A 14,688-nucleotide genomic window follows, 5' to 3' on the forward strand; every position below is an offset into this window, starting at 1 on the left:
AGTATCGCGCAGGCGAGGTGAGCTTGACTCTATAGTGTCGAAAGTCTAGATTCATTCCTGTCACGCGACGATCGCCGCGGACGGAAATGTGGGGATGCCCCCCACATTTTTTTGTTTCATCGGGACATCTAGAAAATAGATGAGGGACGCGCTAGAAGACATTATCATTCATGAACTTACACCTCTCGGACTGGAGTTATTCGAGCTCCGGACGGGAGGCAGCAAGGGCCGCCCTGTCCTCGACGTTCGCGTCGATCACCAGGACGGCCGGGATGTCACTCTTGACGATTGTGCGCGCGCATCACGCGCGATCGAGGCAAGACTCGATTCGATGTCGTACGCCGGAACGAGATATGTGCTCGAAGTCTCGTCCCCAGGCCTCGAGCGGCCACTCAGAAACGCGGGTGACTGGCGAAGGTTTGTGGGACGCGATGCAGTGGTGACTCACGATGCGGTTGCCGATGGGCCGCCTGCCGGCTCTCGCGAAGTTCGGATCGCCGGCGTCGAAGGTGACACCGGGGCGGAAGTGATTGTGGTGGAAAGTGGTGCTGGTAATACGCTGCGAATACCGCTGGCGGCTGTAAGGAAGGCGCGCCTGGCGTTCAACTGGAATCGGTAAAGGAGCAAGAGATGGCTGGTTCACTGGAGATCTTGTCCGCGATCAAGGAGCTCACGAACTCGAAGCAGCTCGATCGCACCGAGCTGCACGGGCTGCTGTACGACGGAATTCATGCCGCACTCGCGAAAAAGCACGGCCCCAACGTGCAGGCGGAAGTCGACATCGACGAAGACAAGGGAACAATTCGCATCGTCCGGCTGCTGACGGTAGTCGACGAGGTCACCGATCCGGCGAAGGAAGTGTCGCTCGAGGAGGCTCGTTTCGAAGACGCCGAATTTCAGCTCGGGGACGTCATGGAAACGCCCGTCGATTTCGCCGAATTCGGCCGGATGGCTGTCCTTGCCGCAAAGCAGAGAATCATCCAGCGCGTGCGCGAAGGCGAGCGCTCGAAGATCAGAGACGAGTTCTCGAGCAGGGTTGGTGACCTTCTCTCCGGCGAAGTTCAGCAGATCGAGCGAGGAAAGCTCGTCATCATGCTCAACAAGTTCCGCGAGGCTGAGGCGATCATCCCTTACCGCGAGCAGAATCATCGCGAGCATTTCCATCAGGGCGATCCGATCCGCGCTGTTCTGAAGCGCGTCGAAGAGACTCCAAAGGGTCCGCGGCTGATGCTCAGCCGCGGCGATCCGATGTTCGTCAAGGCGCTGTTCAAGCTGGAGGTCCCGGAGATTCAGCAGGGCATCGTCGAGATTCGCGCCGCAGCACGCGAGGTCGGCAACCGCACCAAGATCGCCGTCTTCTCCCGCGACGACTCGGTCGATCCCGTTGGCGCTTGCGTCGGGCTCAAGGGGTCGCGAGTGCAGGCAGTGGTCAACGAGCTCGGAGGGGAGCGCATCGACATCGTACCGTGGTCCGCCGATCCCGAGCGGTTTGCGAAGCTCGCTCTTGCTCCCGCCCGTGTTGCTCGTGTCTTCAGCGACCCGGCGACAAAGACGATTCAGGCCGTAGTGGACGAGGATCAGCTCTCGCTGGCGATCGGCCGTAATGGACAGAACGTCAGGCTCGCGTCGGAGCTCACCGAGTGGAAGATCGAGCTGTACTCGAGTCGCGAGTGGATGGAGCGTGGAGCGGACACTCAGATCTTCGCCCCGCTGCCTGGAGAGGTCGAGGTCGTCGTCAATCCCCGGCTGTCGGAGATCGAGGGTCTGGAGCCGGCGACAGTCGCGGTTCTCGAGGAAGCCGGATACCGAACGCTGGACGATATCATCGACCTCGAGCGCGAAGATTTTCTCCGCCTTGCTGGAATCGCGCCCGAGGAGGCCGATCGGCTGATGACCATCATCGACGAGCTGACGACGGAAGATGGCAGCGACGCGCAGCCGGTCGAAGCGGCAGGTGGGGCTGCTGAGAGCGAGGCTTCGGAGGTGGCGGTTGTCGCAGGCGAGTCATCCGTCCCGACACCGGCCGGAGAAGCCGGCGATGCCGTGTCGGCAGGTGACGGAGCGGCTCCAGCCGCTCCTGCCGCGAAGACTTCGGGCAAGGGCAAAGTAAAGAGCGAGTGATGGATGCCGCGGCGCGTCGAAAAGTGCTTGGACTTGTCGGGCTCGGCATTCGTGCGCGGCGTGCCGTGGTAGGCGTGCAGCAGGTGCGCGATGCGGCGCGGCGAGGCAGGCTGAAGCTGGCGCTTGTTGCGAGCGACGCTTCGAGGAATAGTATGGATAAGGTTGTACCGCTCCTCACCGCGAGGGACGTTACAATCGTGCAGGGGTTCAGGTCGGAAGAGCTCGCCGCGTGCTGTGGACGCGAATCGGTCTCGGTGCTTGGTGTGCTCGATGCAGGATTGGCGCGCGGGATTCGTGAAGCCGCGCCCGAGTCGTTGATGAGTAGTGCCGGCGGCAGCGACAAGCCACCGGTCGTGAGGAATCAAGGAGGCAGGGTTTGAGCAAGCTTCGCGTTAACGACATGGCTGGTGAATTCGGCATATCCGTCGACGAGGTGGTAACACTCCTTCGTCAGATGGACGTGCCGGTTCGCACGCATGTGAGTCCGCTGACCGACGACCAGGTCGCGCGAATTCGTGCGCGCTGGGAGCGTGAGAAGCGCGCGCGTGCGACAGCGCCGCCCGCGGCACCCTCACGCCGCCGCCGTGGTGCCGCACCCGCAGCTGAAGCACCGCCGCCAGTCGTCGAGGCACCGGCCGAGCCGCCAACACGCCGCCGGCGCCGCGTCGTCGAGGCTCCAGCCGCTCCAGTAGAAGCGGTAACGGATCAAACCGTTCCTGCGGAGCCGCCCCTTCCAGGATCGGGCATTGTCGACAAGGCCGCTAAAGCGAGAGAGGCGGCAAAAGCCGCGGCAGCCCCCGAGCCGGCCGTCGTCGAGCACGCGGATGTTGTTGGAGATACTGGAGGAATTGAAGCCGCATCGAACGGTGCTGCGGCGGCGCCGCCTAGATCGGCACCGCCCCCGCCGTCACAGCCCTCGGCAGCGCCGAGCCAGTCGCAGCCGCCGCAAGCTCCCGGCGCCTCGGCAGCAGGCGGGGGAGCCACGGAACGCCAGCGTCCTCGCCCCGTCGTACCGGGAGCGCCACGTCCGCGTCCGGTCGCGACAGGAACGCCGTTCACTCCGCCGCGTCCCGTCGCATCCGCTGCGCCGGGCGCAAGCACCGGTTTCCCCGGCGCGCGGCGAGATGATCGCGGGATGCGTCCCGACGATCGGGGCGGGCGCCGCGGCAAGAAGGGCAAGCGCGGATCGGTGGATCAGGAAGCAGTGTCGTCGAGCATCTCGCGCACGATGTCGGCGCTGCGTGGGCCTGCGGCTGCCCGCCGGCCCGGCCAGCGCCGCGGGGACGACGCGATCTACCGCGAGGAGCTGGAAGCCGAGCGAATAGCAGCGGTCGAGCGCGAAAAGAAGACGGTTCGCGTCAATGAATTCATCACGGTGAGCGAGCTTGCCGGAATTCTGAAAGTGCCCGCGACCCAGATCGTCGGCTTTGCTTTCAAGAATCTGGGTCTGATGATCACCATCAACCAGCGTCTCGATTTCGATCAGATCGAGCTGATTGCGGGCGAGTTCGGATTCCAGGCCGTGCGCGAAGAGGAGTATGCCGCGGGTCTGGAGGAAGTCGAGACTGTCGAAGCCCCGGAGGATCTCAAGCCCCGGCCGCCAGTCGTCACGATCATGGGACACGTCGATCACGGAAAGACCTCGCTGCTCGACTATGTTCGCAAGGCAAATGTCGTGGCGGGTGAGTCCGGTGGAATAACACAGCACATCGGTGCGTATCACGTGACGCTCGCGAACAACAAGCACATCACGTTTCTCGATACGCCGGGTCACGAGGCGTTCACGGCGATGCGCGCACGGGGAGCGCAGGTCACGGACATCGTCGTGCTGGTTGTTGCAGCCGACGATCAGGTGATGCCGCAGACAATCGAGGCTATCTCGCACGCCAAGAACGCAGGCGTTCCGATGATCGTCGCGATCAACAAGATCGACCTGCCCTCAGCGAATGCGGGCAAGGTGAAGCAGGACCTGCTGCAGCACGGTGTCGTTCTCGAGGAGTTCGGCGGAACGACTCTTTCATCCGAGATCTCGGCAAAGAAGGGAACGAACGTCGAGCAGCTGCTCGATCAGATTCTCCTGCAGGCCGAGATTCTCGATCTGAAAGCCAACCCTGACAAGCGCGCGACCGGCGCGGTTGTCGAGGCGCAGCTCGATCCGGGGAAGGGACCGGTTGCGACGGTTCTCGTTCAGGGCGGCACGCTGCATGTTGGCGATGATTTCATCTGCGGCATGTACTCGGGGCGCGTCCGCGCGCTGCTCGATGAGCGCGGCAAAATCGTGAAGGAAGCCGGCCCGGCAATTCCGGTTCAGATTCTTGGTATTGGCGGCGTTCCGATGGCGGGCGATCAGTTTGTCGTCGTAGAAGACGCGATGGAGTCGCGCGAGATTGCACAGCGTCGTCAACGTCTCGACCGCGAGGCCAAGAGCCGCCGCACCTCGAAGAGCATTGTTTCACTCGAGGACTTCATGACCGCCGCAGCCGCCGGCGAAAAACGTACGCTGCGAATCGTCATCAAGGCGGATCAGGGTGGTCCAGCCGAAGCACTGGCGGACGCACTCGGTCAGCTGTCGCACGACGAAGTCTCGGTGGAAGTCATTCAGCGCGGCGTTGGCTCGGTCACAGAAAGCGATATTCTGCTGGCGCGGGCCGCCGGCGCAATAATTGTCGGGTTCCACGTTCGTCCTGACAACAACGCTCGTGCGGCTGCCGAACGCGAAGGCGTGGACATCAAGCTGTACAAGGTCATTTACGAGGCCGTCGAAGAGGTTCGATCGGCACTCGAGGGTATGCTTCGTCCCGAAGAGCGCGAAGTCGTGCTCGGCGAGGCCGAAGTGCGAGAGCTCTTCAAGGTTCCGAAGATGGGCGTCATTGCAGGATGCTCGGTCCGAAACGGTCTCATAAATCGTCAGGGTCGCGCGCGGGTCATTCGCGATTCGGTCGAGATCTATGATGGCGTCATCGGCTCGCTGCGCCGATTCAAGGATGACGTGAAGGAGGTCCGCGAAGGATTCGAGTGCGGTATCGGCATCGAGAACTTCAATGACCTCAAGGTCGGCGACGTCATAGAGTGCTATCGAAAGGAGCAGGTAGCGCGCACTCTGACGTCGACTGCAACTGCGTAACCCGCGTCGGGCGGACCGCGTAGCTGCGGCGATCCGCGAAGAGGTCGCGACATTTCTGGCCGAATCCGTCAAGGATCCGCGGATTGTCGGGTTTGTCACGGTCACCGGCGTCGAGATGACGCCCGACCTGCGGCACGCGCGCGTGTTCGTGAGCGTCATGGGCAGCGACGCCGAGAAGAACGCGACATTCGAGGGGTTGGCCAGCACCGCTACACATCTGCGATCGCACCTCGGACGATCGCTCAGACTGCGAGTCGCTCCCGAGATACAGTTTCGTGAGGATGACAGCATCGCGCGCGCGGCGAGAATCGAGTCGCTGCTGGCGGAGATCCGCGATGCTTCGCCGCCCGCGGCCCAACGCACAACGGACTCGCCGTCGTCCTCGGAGGGCGGCATTGATAGCCGGGACAGGTAACGGAACACAGGCGGCCGCGCCGGTCGAAGGACTGCTCCTCGTTGACAAACCGGCGGGGGTAACGTCTCACGACATGGTTCTCGCTGCCCGCCGCGCTTATGGCGAGCGAAGCATCGGGCACCTTGGCACGCTCGATCCATTCGCCACCGGACTTCTCATAATGCTGATCGGGCGGTCGACGCGGCTCGCGACCTTCATCGACACCGAGCCGAAAGTGTACGAAGCGACGATTCGCTTCGGCACCGAGACAGATACCGACGATGCAACCGGAATCGTGACTCGCTCGGCGCCGTTACCGGATCCGGCGTCGGTTCGCGAGAGCATGTCCCGCTTCACGGGCGATCTGATGCAGGTTCCCCCGGCGTACTCCGCGAAGTCATCCGGTGGAACACGCGCCTATGATGCGGCACGCCAGGGTCAGCCGCTCGACCTGCCGCCCGCGGCAGTCATGGTGCACAGCTGGGAAATACAGGACCAGCGAGATGAGTCGTTGACCGCGATCATCACGTGTGGGGGCGGTACGTACATTCGGGCGCTTGCGCGCGACCTCGGTCGCGCAGCCGGAAGTGCGGCGCACCTGGCGTCACTCCGCAGAACGCGCTGCGGACGGTTCGATGTAGCCGATGCCGCGTCGCTCGAAGATCTTCGCAATTCGCCGCCACCCCTTCTCGCTCTCACTGTCGTGGCCGGCGATGCCTGATCTCGCTCAGCGCTCGCTCGATTCGTCCCTCCCGCCGAACGTCGCGGGAACCATCGTCACGGTCGGCACTTTTGACGGTGTCCATCGAGGCCACATCGACGTCCTCGCACGCCTTGTGGCCCGAGCTGCGGCGACGGGCATGCCGAGCGTTCTCGTGAGCTTCGACCCGCACCCGCTGGAAGTCGTAAATCCAAACGCGGCGCCACCTCTGCTAACGTCCTTCGATGAAAAGCTCGAGGTGATCGCAGAAACAGGAATCAATTACTTCGCCGTGGTCCCGTTCACCCACACGCTTTCGGCGTACTCGGCGGAGGATTTCGTCGAGCACATTCTCCGGCGCCGCTTCCGGATGCGCGAGCTGTTGATCGGGCACGATCACGGCTTTGGTCACCACCGCGCCGGCAACGTGAGCGTCTTACGTGAGCTCGGAGCGAGCTCAGGGTTTCGAGTCGATGTTGTCGATGCCGTTTCGCTGTCGGATGGACAGCACGTATCGTCAACCTCGATCAGGCGTGCGGTTGCTGGCGGAGATCTGGCGCGTGCGGCGGAGGGACTTGGCCGACCTTATTCGGTCGGGGGAACCGTCGTCCGCGGGCAGGGAAGAGGCCGGGAGCTCGGCTTCGCCACTCTCAATGTTGCGCCGCCGTCGCCACGCAAGCTCCTCCCTCCCGAAGGCGTTTACGCCGTCCGGGTACAGACCGCGGACGGACCGTATGGTGGGATGATGAATCTCGGCCCGCGCCCGACGTTCGGAGAGACCGAAACCACACTCGAAGCGCACCTCTTCGGAGCAACGGATGGATTCTATGGTACTACCGTAAGGATCGATTTCATCTCGTTTCTGCGTGACACGCGGAAATTCGCGAGCGCCGACGAGCTTGTACGCCAGCTCGAGCGCGACCGCGAGAACGCGCTTCGTTCGTTGACTCCATTTGCCGCCTCGGGTAACCTTAAAGGTTATTCCCGAACTGGAACTTTCACCCCGTCAGTCGCATGAATCTGAGGTACCGGCTTTTACTGGTCGCGGGGCTAATCGCTGCCTCGTTGTTCGCTCTGTATCCGCGTCAGGTCGTGGAGCGTGTGAGAGGGCCGAACGGCTTTGTTTACGACACCCTCCAGCGCGTGCCCCTCAAGCTTGGCCTCGATCTGCAAGGCGGAATGCACCTCGCGCTGGAGGTCGACGAAACGAAGGGCCGGGTTGCCGACAAGGTCGAGGCACTCGATCGGGCTCTCAAGGTCGTCCGAACCCGAATCGACCAGTTCGGCGTGTCGGAGCCGCTCGTTCAGAAATCGGGGGACGATCGTATCATCGTCGAGCTCCCCGGCATTGACGACCCGCAGCGGGCGCAGGACGTGGTTCAGAAGTCCGCCTTCCTGCAGTTTCAGATTACGGATAAGACTCAGGCATTGGAGAAGGCGTTCGCGCGCATAGACGCCGCGGCGAAATCCACCGCCTCCACGGCTGCAGCGCAGACGCAGTCCGGTACCGCGGCCTCGGCGCGCACGGACAGTGCGGCGGCCGCAGCGGCAGGTCTCCAGTCCCTGTTCACGAAGGACACCACGAAGAAAGCGGACACCACGAAGGCGGACAGCGCGAAGACAGACAGTGCGAAGACCGACACTGCTATCGCCGCCGGCGGCCCGTTCTCCCGTCTCATTCAGCAGGGGCAAATGCCCGGCGAGTATTTCGTCGCGCAAACCGACGTGGACAAGATCGACTACTACCTTTCGCTGCCCGCGGTTCAGGCGGCACTGCCGCCCGGCAAGGTCCTGCGCTGGGGAAGCGACACGACGTCCCTCGGCAATAACGCCTACCGCCCGCTGTATGTCCTCGACGCGCGACCGATCATCACAGGCGATTATCTGACTGATGCAAAGCCTGTGACGGATCCGACCGAGGGCACGCTGGTGACGTTCACTCTCAACAACGAGGGTGGCCGGCGGTTCCGAACCGAAACCACCAAGCACCTGCGTGATTACATGGCGATAGTGCTGGACGATCGCGTGATGGGACGTCCTCCCATCATTCAGGGTGCGATCGGTACCAGAGGGCAGATAACAATGGGTGGCAGGGATCTTCAGGCAGCGTCGGACCTTGCGCTTGTTCTCCGCGCCGGCTCGCTGCCCACGCCGCTCAAGGTCGTCGAGATCCGCAACGTTGGTCCGAGCCTCGGCCAGGACTCGATCGATCAGGGACGGCGTGCCGGAATCATAGCCGTCAGTCTGCTTGTTGTGCTGATCATCGGCTACTACCGGTTCTCCGGAACTTTCGCCGTCGCCGGTCTGCTCCTCTATGTCCTGTTCACACTGGGAATGCTCGCGGGCTTCAACGCAGTGCTCACGCTGCCGGGGCTCGCCGGATTCGTTCTATCGCTCGGCGTCGCGGTCGATGCCAACGTCCTCATCTTCGAGCGGATACGCGAGGAGCTCGATCGAGGTAAGACGGTCAGGACGGCAATCGATGAGGGGTTCAGCAACGCGATGACTGCCATCGTCGACTCGAACGTCACTGCCGCACTCACCGCGGCGGTTCTCTACCAGTTTGGAACAGGGCCGGTCCGCGGCTTCGCGGTCACGCTCCTCGCCGGCATCATCGCCTCGATGATCAGCTCCATCTTCGTCGTCCGGACCTTCTATATGGTGTGGCTGAATCGCCAGCGCACAGCTCCGCAGACCCTGAGCATCTGATGCTGAGAATATTCCATAACACGAGTTACGATTTCATTCGCTGGTGGAAGTGGGCTGCCGGCCTTACGGCGGCCTTCCTTCTCATCGGCCTCGCCTCGTACATCCAGGCTCCCATCAACTACAGCATCGAGTTTACGGGCGGCACGCTCGTCCAAGTGAAGTTTCGCCAGCCGCCCGATGTGGCGGCGCTGCGCGCGCGGATGACCGCTGCCGGCGTGCAGGGTGCTGAGATAACCCAGTTCGGGTCGCCGACGGAATATACGATTCGCGCTCAGGAGGCCAGACTGGTAGCCTCTCAGGACACTGCGGCAGGCACCGTGGCGCGGCGCATCCGGACGGCGCTCCTGTCGACCTACGGTGCGGGCAACGCCGAAGTCATGCGAACGGAAGCGGTCGGCCCGCGAGTCGGAAGCGAGCTGCGGCGCAATGCTCTCATTGCGATGATCGTTTCGTTCTTCATCACCCTCATTTATCTCGCGGTGCGCTTCGAGTGGCGCATGGGCCTGGCTGCCGTCGTGGCGACGGCACACGATTTCGTTGCCACGCTGGTGTTCCTCAAGCTGATGCATCTCGAAGTGTCTCTGATGGTTGTCGCCGGATTGCTCACCGTGATCGGGTATTCGATGAACGACACGGTCATCATCTTCGACCGATTGCGCGAGGACCTTCGCAAGGCACGCAATGAGTCGCTCTATGACACGTTGAACCGTGCGATCAACGAGACGCTGCCACGCTCGATCATCACCCATTCGCTCTCGCTGACGTCTGTTCTTGCGCTGCTGCTCCTGGGTGGCGAGGTGATCCGGCCGTTCGCGTGGGTGATGGCGTTCGGAATCTTCACGGGCACATTCAGCTCCATGTATGTGGCTGCTCCCATTCTCATCTGGATCGAGCGAAAATGGCCCAGGAAGACATCGGTCGCGCGCCGTTCATCGACAGCCACGCGCACCTCGCCGACTCCGCGTTCGCCGGCGACCGCGACGAGGTAATCCGCCGGGCTCGCGACACGGGAGCCCGCGGCATAGTCTGCATCGGATCCGGCAGTGGCGCCGACGACGTCATGGGCGCAGCGCGTGACGCCGCTGCGCTCAGCCGCGAGAATTCCGGCTATGTCTTTTCTTCGGCCGGTGTGCATCCGCACGATGCTTCGGGATTCGACCCGGTCTCTCATATTGAAGAGCTTCGCGAGCTCGTCGGCGCGGGTGCCGTAGCGATCGGCGAGTGCGGCCTCGATTACCACTACGACAACTCGCCTCGACTAGAGCAGCGGCGGGCATTCGCCGAGCAGCTCGCACTTGCAGCCGAGGTGAAGCGCCCGGTTGTGGTGCACACGCGGGACGCCGAGGACGACACGCGTGCGATGGTGAGCGAAGCAGGAAAGGCCGGAGTGTCTGGTGTTTTGCATTGTTTCACCGGCACGCACTCATTGGCTGAAGCGGCGCTCGAAGCCGGCTGGTACATCTCCTTCAGCGGCATCGTGACCTTCCGCAAGTGGACCGATGACGATCTCCTCAGGCTGGTGCCAGACGACCGAATTCTGGCGGAATCCGATTCACCGTACCTGGCGCCGGTTCCACACCGGGGAAAGCGGAACGAGCCGGCGTGGGTCAACTTTACAGTGGCTCGCCTCGCGAGAGCGCGTGGCGTGACTGCGGAGGAAATGGGCGCGACAGTAGCGGCGAACGCGGTGCGTCTCTTCAGTCTGGCGGCGGTGACAACACTCTGAGTAACATTGCGTCGCGACTTTGCAGGCGGCCGGTAGCAGGTAGCGGCCGGCGGGCAACAGCCGGCGGGTGGCGGCCAACGGGTACGGGCAACGGCCAACGGGTAACTGGAGAAGAAGGATGCTGAAGCATGTAACGACTGACAACGCGCCAGCAGCAATAGGCCCGTACTCTCAGGGTATCATCGCCAACGGATTCCTCTATACCGCAGGGCAGATAGCGCTCGATCCTGTTTCCGGTGAGATGGTGAAGGCCGACATTGTCGAGCAGACCGACCGCGTAATGAAAAATCTCCAGGGCATCCTCGAATCGGCGGGTGCCGCCTGGAGCGACGTCGTGAAGACTACGGTGTACCTTCAGGATCTCGCGCATTTTCCGACCGTGAACGAGATCTACGGGCGCTGGACCGGCGACGCACGTCCTGCGCGATCGACGGTTCAGGTAGCCGCGCTACCCCGCGGCGCGCTCATCGAGATGGACCTGATAGCGCTGCTCCCCTCATCCACCTAGACATTCGAAAATGACCGGCACCTCCAAGACGCGCGAAGAGCTGTTCCGCCTCACTGCATTTGCGCGCTGCGCCGGTTGAGCGTCCAAAATGGGTCCGGGCGACCTGTTGTCAGCGCTTGCGCCTCTGCCGTCGATGACGGACGAGCGCCTCCTCGTCGGACGTGAAACGTTCGACGACGCCGGTGTTTACCTCATCGCCGACGGCGTCGCTCTCGTCCAGACCGTTGATTTTTTCGCGCCGATAGTCGACGACCCCTACGAGTTCGGCCAGGTTGCCGCCGCTAACGCGTTGTCCGACGTCTATGCGATGGGCGGCCAGCCGCTCACGGCTCTCAACATCGTCGCGTTTCCTACGGGAGAGCTGCCGTTGTCGGTGCTGACGGACATTCTGCGCGGCGGGCAGGCGAAGGTGCACGAGGCGGGGGCACTCATAATCGGGGGGCATACCGTAATCGACACGGAGCTCAAGTACGGACTCGCCGTTACTGGACGTGCGCATCCGGATTTCCTGCTCACGAACGCCGCAGCAAAACCGGGCGATCGCCTGGTGCTTACAAAGCCGATCGGCAACGGGATTCTCGCGACTGCTCTGAAGCGGGGCATCGTGCCGCCGTCTGCAGGCGCGGAAATGCTCGAGGTGATGAAGCGCTTGAACGGCGCGGCGAGCCGCGCGGCCCTCGCGGCCGGCGTGAAATGCGCGACTGACATCACGGGGTACGGACTGCTCGGGCACGCGTCTCACATTGCCCGTGCCAGCAAGGTGACACTTCGAATACGCGCGGCCTCGGTCTCGATCCTGGGCGGTGCTCGCGAAGCACTCAGTCAGGGCGCTACAACGGACGGCCTCAAACGTAATCAGGAATACCTGAAGGATCTCATTGAATGGCGCGGCAAGTCCGCCGATGAGGGTGCGCTGCTGTGCGATCCACAGACATCGGGGGGACTGCTCGTCGCCGTGCCACCGAGCCGAGTCGCTGGCTATCTTTCGAAAATCGAAGGAGCGGTGGAAATCGGCGAAGTGCTCGAGCGAGAGAACATTGCTATCGTGGTTGACTGAACAGAACGGGGGTGGATGGGGCCTGGTGGCTTCCCCAGTCTTCAAAACTGGTGTGACCCGACCAAGTCGGGCCGGGTGGGTTCGATTCCCACACTCTCCCGCCACCGCACTCCCGGCGCTGGCGTTTTTTTTTGCGACTGCGCTAGCGCCACTGATCGCACAAGCGCAAAGAGTCGACACAACAGTCGCAGCACAGGCCGCGAAAACACTCTGCAAGCCGCCGGGCCGAAAGCCGCCGTCACCTCCGAACGTTCCGAGCGTCGTCATTGCCGGGGAGGTCGAGAAACAGCTGCCCGACTGTCGCGTGCCTCTTTCCCCACGCGCCGCTCTTATTCGCTCTCTGCTCTTACCGGGATTCGCGCAATACCAGCTCCTCCGCCCGAAAGCGGCAGCGCTCTTCGTGGGCACCGAGCTCGGCTCGATTGGCATGGCGCTGAAGTCCAAGCACGACCTCGACGAAGCAACAGCCGCGCGGCGCGACACTACGATCGAGCCGGTTCTGGACGTGGACGGACAACCAGTCATCGATCCGGAGACGGGTTTACCGAAAACGGTGGGAGTACCGAAGAACAAGAACCTCGCGGATCGCCGGCGGGCGCGACGCACGCACCTCGAGGATTGGCTCGCCGCAATCGTTTTCAACCATCTCTTCTCGGGCGCGGACGCCTGGGTCGCGGCAAACCTGGCCGACTTCAACACCAACGTTACCGTTACCACTATCGGTCGCGGCATTCGCGTGGCCGCATACGTTGCATGGTGAAAAAAACGAGTGCCTCGTCCCCCATCGGCGTCTTTGATTCCGGAATTGGCGGACTCACCGTCGTAAGAGAGCTGACGCGCCAGCTGCCGAATGAGAGCATTATCTACTTCGGCGACACGGCGAGAGTCCCGTACGGACCGAAGAGTCCGGAGACAGTGATTCGCTACAGCCGTGAGATCACGTCGTTTCTTCGCGATCAGGGTGTCAAGGCAGTCGTCGTTGCGTGCAATACTGCTACGGCGCACGCACTGCCGGCGCTGCGCGACGAGTACGACCTCCCGATCATCGGTGTCATCGAGCCGGGGTCGCGCGCAGCAGCGCGTGCAACGCGCTCCGGGAATGTTGGCGTGATCGGCACGCATGGAACGATCAACTCGCGGGCGTACGAGCGCGCCATCGTCGCTGAGCTGCCCACGGCAAATGTCATGGCCCGAGCATGTCCCTTGTTCGTTCCGCTCATCGAGGAAGGCTGGCTGGAAACCGAAGCAACGCGACTGATCGCGACAGAATACCTCGGGCCGTTTGTAGGCGCCGAGATCGACACGCTCGTTTTGGGTTGCACACACTATCCGCTCATGAAGCGGGCAATCGGTGAAGTCGTAGGACGACAAGTGCGCTTGATAGACAGCGCGGAAGAAACCGCGGCCGAAACTGCCGAGACGCTGCGTGCGCATTCATTGTCACATGATGACGGAGCGGACCCGACGTATCGGTTCATCGCCTCCGATGTGCCGGATCAGTTCCTACGCGTCGGCCAGCGCTTTCTCGGAAAGGCGATCGACCGCGTGGAGACGGTGACCCTCGGCTGAGCCTTCACGCCACTCGAGCAGCTCGATCGATTCAGGCGTGATTCGAAGATAGGTCGGGGCATCGAGCCAGGAGCCGGCATTTGCGAACACGCCCGCTCGTGGTGCGCGCTCGAGAGCGGGCACGTGCGAGTGACCGTAAACGAGAAGGTCGAGCGACCTGTCGTGCTCCAGCTCGGCCATTGCTACCGCGCGAAGCCCCCGGCCCTCGTCGCGCGCTCGATACTCGCGGCTCGCATCTGAGCTGCCCTGCGCGAGCCACGTTGCCCAATCGGGATGCAGAGCGCGGAATGCGCGAATTGCCAGCGGGTTCCGCATCACCGGGCGAATCACGCGGTAGCCCCGATCCTCCTCCTGACGCAGCCCGTCGCCGTGCTCGACGCGCGAATGCCACCCCGCGAGCTCGCCGGTCCAGGGTCCAACATGATAATCCACGCCGACGTCCTGGCGAAGAATCTCACCACCCCAGCAGTCGTGATTACCTGCCAGCCAGAGAATCTTTATTCCACTGTCGCGCAGCTCCGCGAGCGCGGCGAGAGCGCGGAAGCTCGACCGCGGAATGACGGACTTCCACTCGAACCAGAAGTCGAACAAATCGCCGTTGATGACAAGCGACGCGGCGTGGCCGCGGAGCTCCCGCAGAAATCGCACGAACGAGCGCTCTACGTCGAGCGGTGCGACTCCGATGTGCGCATCCGAGACGAGATAGCAGGGGGAAGCTGGCACATCGCAATTGTAGCGGGCAGTGTCATGCTGCACAAATCGCCGTGTCGCAATCGTATC

Annotated in this window: 15 protein-coding genes and 1 tRNA gene; 15 read left to right on the top strand and 1 reads right to left on the bottom strand. The window is 62.8% G+C overall.

The window, feature by feature from the left end; translation table 11 throughout:
* Positions 1-139 precede the first annotated feature (139 nt).
* The 15 genes from rimP to murI all read left to right on the top strand — a co-directional run bounded on the left by rimP (position 140) and on the right by murI (position 13,908).
* Positions 140-619 carry a ribosome maturation factor RimP gene (gene rimP, locus VES88_02035; protein HYN80256.1) on the top strand — a complete coding sequence of 160 codons (480 nt, stop codon included), beginning with the start codon at positions 140-142 and terminating at the stop codon, positions 617-619.
* Positions 620-630: 11 nt separating this feature from the next.
* Positions 631-2,121 carry a transcription termination factor NusA gene (nusA, locus tag VES88_02040; GenBank protein HYN80257.1) on the top strand — a complete coding sequence of 497 codons (1,491 nt, stop codon included), beginning with the start codon at positions 631-633 and terminating at the stop codon, positions 2,119-2,121.
* Entirely contained in the window at positions 2,121-2,501 is a 381-nt protein-coding gene (locus VES88_02045) for a ribosomal L7Ae/L30e/S12e/Gadd45 family protein (GenBank protein HYN80258.1), read from the top strand. Before nusA ends, VES88_02045 begins: the two co-directional genes overlap by 1 nt.
* Positions 2,498-5,245, top strand: coding sequence for a translation initiation factor IF-2 (gene infB, locus VES88_02050; GenBank protein ID HYN80259.1), 2,748 nt, complete (start codon positions 2,498-2,500; stop codon positions 5,243-5,245). The genes VES88_02045 and infB overlap by 4 nt, the downstream gene beginning before the upstream one ends.
* A complete protein-coding gene (gene rbfA, locus VES88_02055) occupies positions 5,238-5,660 on the top strand; it encodes a 30S ribosome-binding factor RbfA (protein ID HYN80260.1) in 423 nt (140 codons plus the stop codon). The genes infB and rbfA overlap by 8 nt, the downstream gene beginning before the upstream one ends.
* Complete coding sequence (gene truB / locus VES88_02060) at positions 5,641-6,360, top strand: tRNA pseudouridine(55) synthase TruB (protein HYN80261.1); 720 nt, start codon at positions 5,641-5,643, stop codon at positions 6,358-6,360. Before rbfA ends, truB begins: the two co-directional genes overlap by 20 nt.
* Entirely contained in the window at positions 6,353-7,357 is a 1,005-nt protein-coding gene (locus VES88_02065; GenBank protein ID HYN80262.1) for a bifunctional riboflavin kinase/FAD synthetase, read from the top strand. Before truB ends, VES88_02065 begins: the two co-directional genes overlap by 8 nt.
* Positions 7,354-9,048: a protein translocase subunit SecD gene (gene secD, locus VES88_02070; GenBank protein ID HYN80263.1), complete on the top strand. Its 1,695-nt coding sequence runs from the start codon at positions 7,354-7,356 to the stop codon at positions 9,046-9,048. The genes VES88_02065 and secD overlap by 4 nt, the downstream gene beginning before the upstream one ends.
* Positions 9,048-10,037, top strand: a complete 990-nt coding sequence (secF, locus tag VES88_02075) for a protein translocase subunit SecF (protein ID HYN80264.1) — start codon at positions 9,048-9,050, stop codon at positions 10,035-10,037. Before secD ends, secF begins: the two co-directional genes overlap by 1 nt.
* On the top strand, positions 9,947-10,774 hold the full coding sequence (locus VES88_02080) for a TatD family hydrolase (GenBank protein ID HYN80265.1): 828 nt from the start codon (positions 9,947-9,949) through the stop codon (positions 10,772-10,774). The genes secF and VES88_02080 overlap by 91 nt, the downstream gene beginning before the upstream one ends.
* A 118-nt stretch (positions 10,775-10,892) precedes the next feature.
* Positions 10,893-11,282, top strand: coding sequence for a RidA family protein (locus VES88_02085; GenBank protein HYN80266.1), 390 nt, complete (start codon positions 10,893-10,895; stop codon positions 11,280-11,282).
* Positions 11,283-11,292: 10 nt separating this feature from the next.
* A complete protein-coding gene (gene selD, locus VES88_02090; GenBank protein ID HYN80267.1) occupies positions 11,293-12,339 on the top strand; it encodes a selenide, water dikinase SelD in 1,047 nt (348 codons plus the stop codon).
* Between the two features lie 7 nt (positions 12,340-12,346).
* Positions 12,347-12,443 (top strand) — tRNA-Sec (locus VES88_02095).
* A 200-nt stretch (positions 12,444-12,643) separates the two neighbouring features.
* A complete protein-coding gene (locus tag VES88_02100; protein ID HYN80268.1) occupies positions 12,644-13,099 on the top strand; it encodes a hypothetical protein in 456 nt (151 codons plus the stop codon).
* Positions 13,093-13,908 (top strand): glutamate racemase, encoded by an 816-nt coding sequence (gene murI, locus VES88_02105; GenBank protein HYN80269.1) that lies wholly within the window; start codon positions 13,093-13,095, stop codon positions 13,906-13,908. The genes VES88_02100 and murI overlap by 7 nt, the downstream gene beginning before the upstream one ends.
* Here murI and VES88_02110 read toward each other — a convergent pair.
* Positions 13,843-14,631, bottom strand: coding sequence for a UDP-2,3-diacylglucosamine diphosphatase (locus tag VES88_02110; GenBank protein ID HYN80270.1), 789 nt, complete (start codon positions 14,629-14,631; stop codon positions 13,843-13,845). The genes murI and VES88_02110 overlap by 66 nt on opposite strands.
* Positions 14,632-14,688: the final 57 nt, after the last annotated feature.

This window comes from Gemmatimonadaceae bacterium, assembly GCA_035633115.1.
Classification (GTDB): Bacteria; Gemmatimonadota; Gemmatimonadetes; order Gemmatimonadales; family Gemmatimonadaceae; genus UBA4720.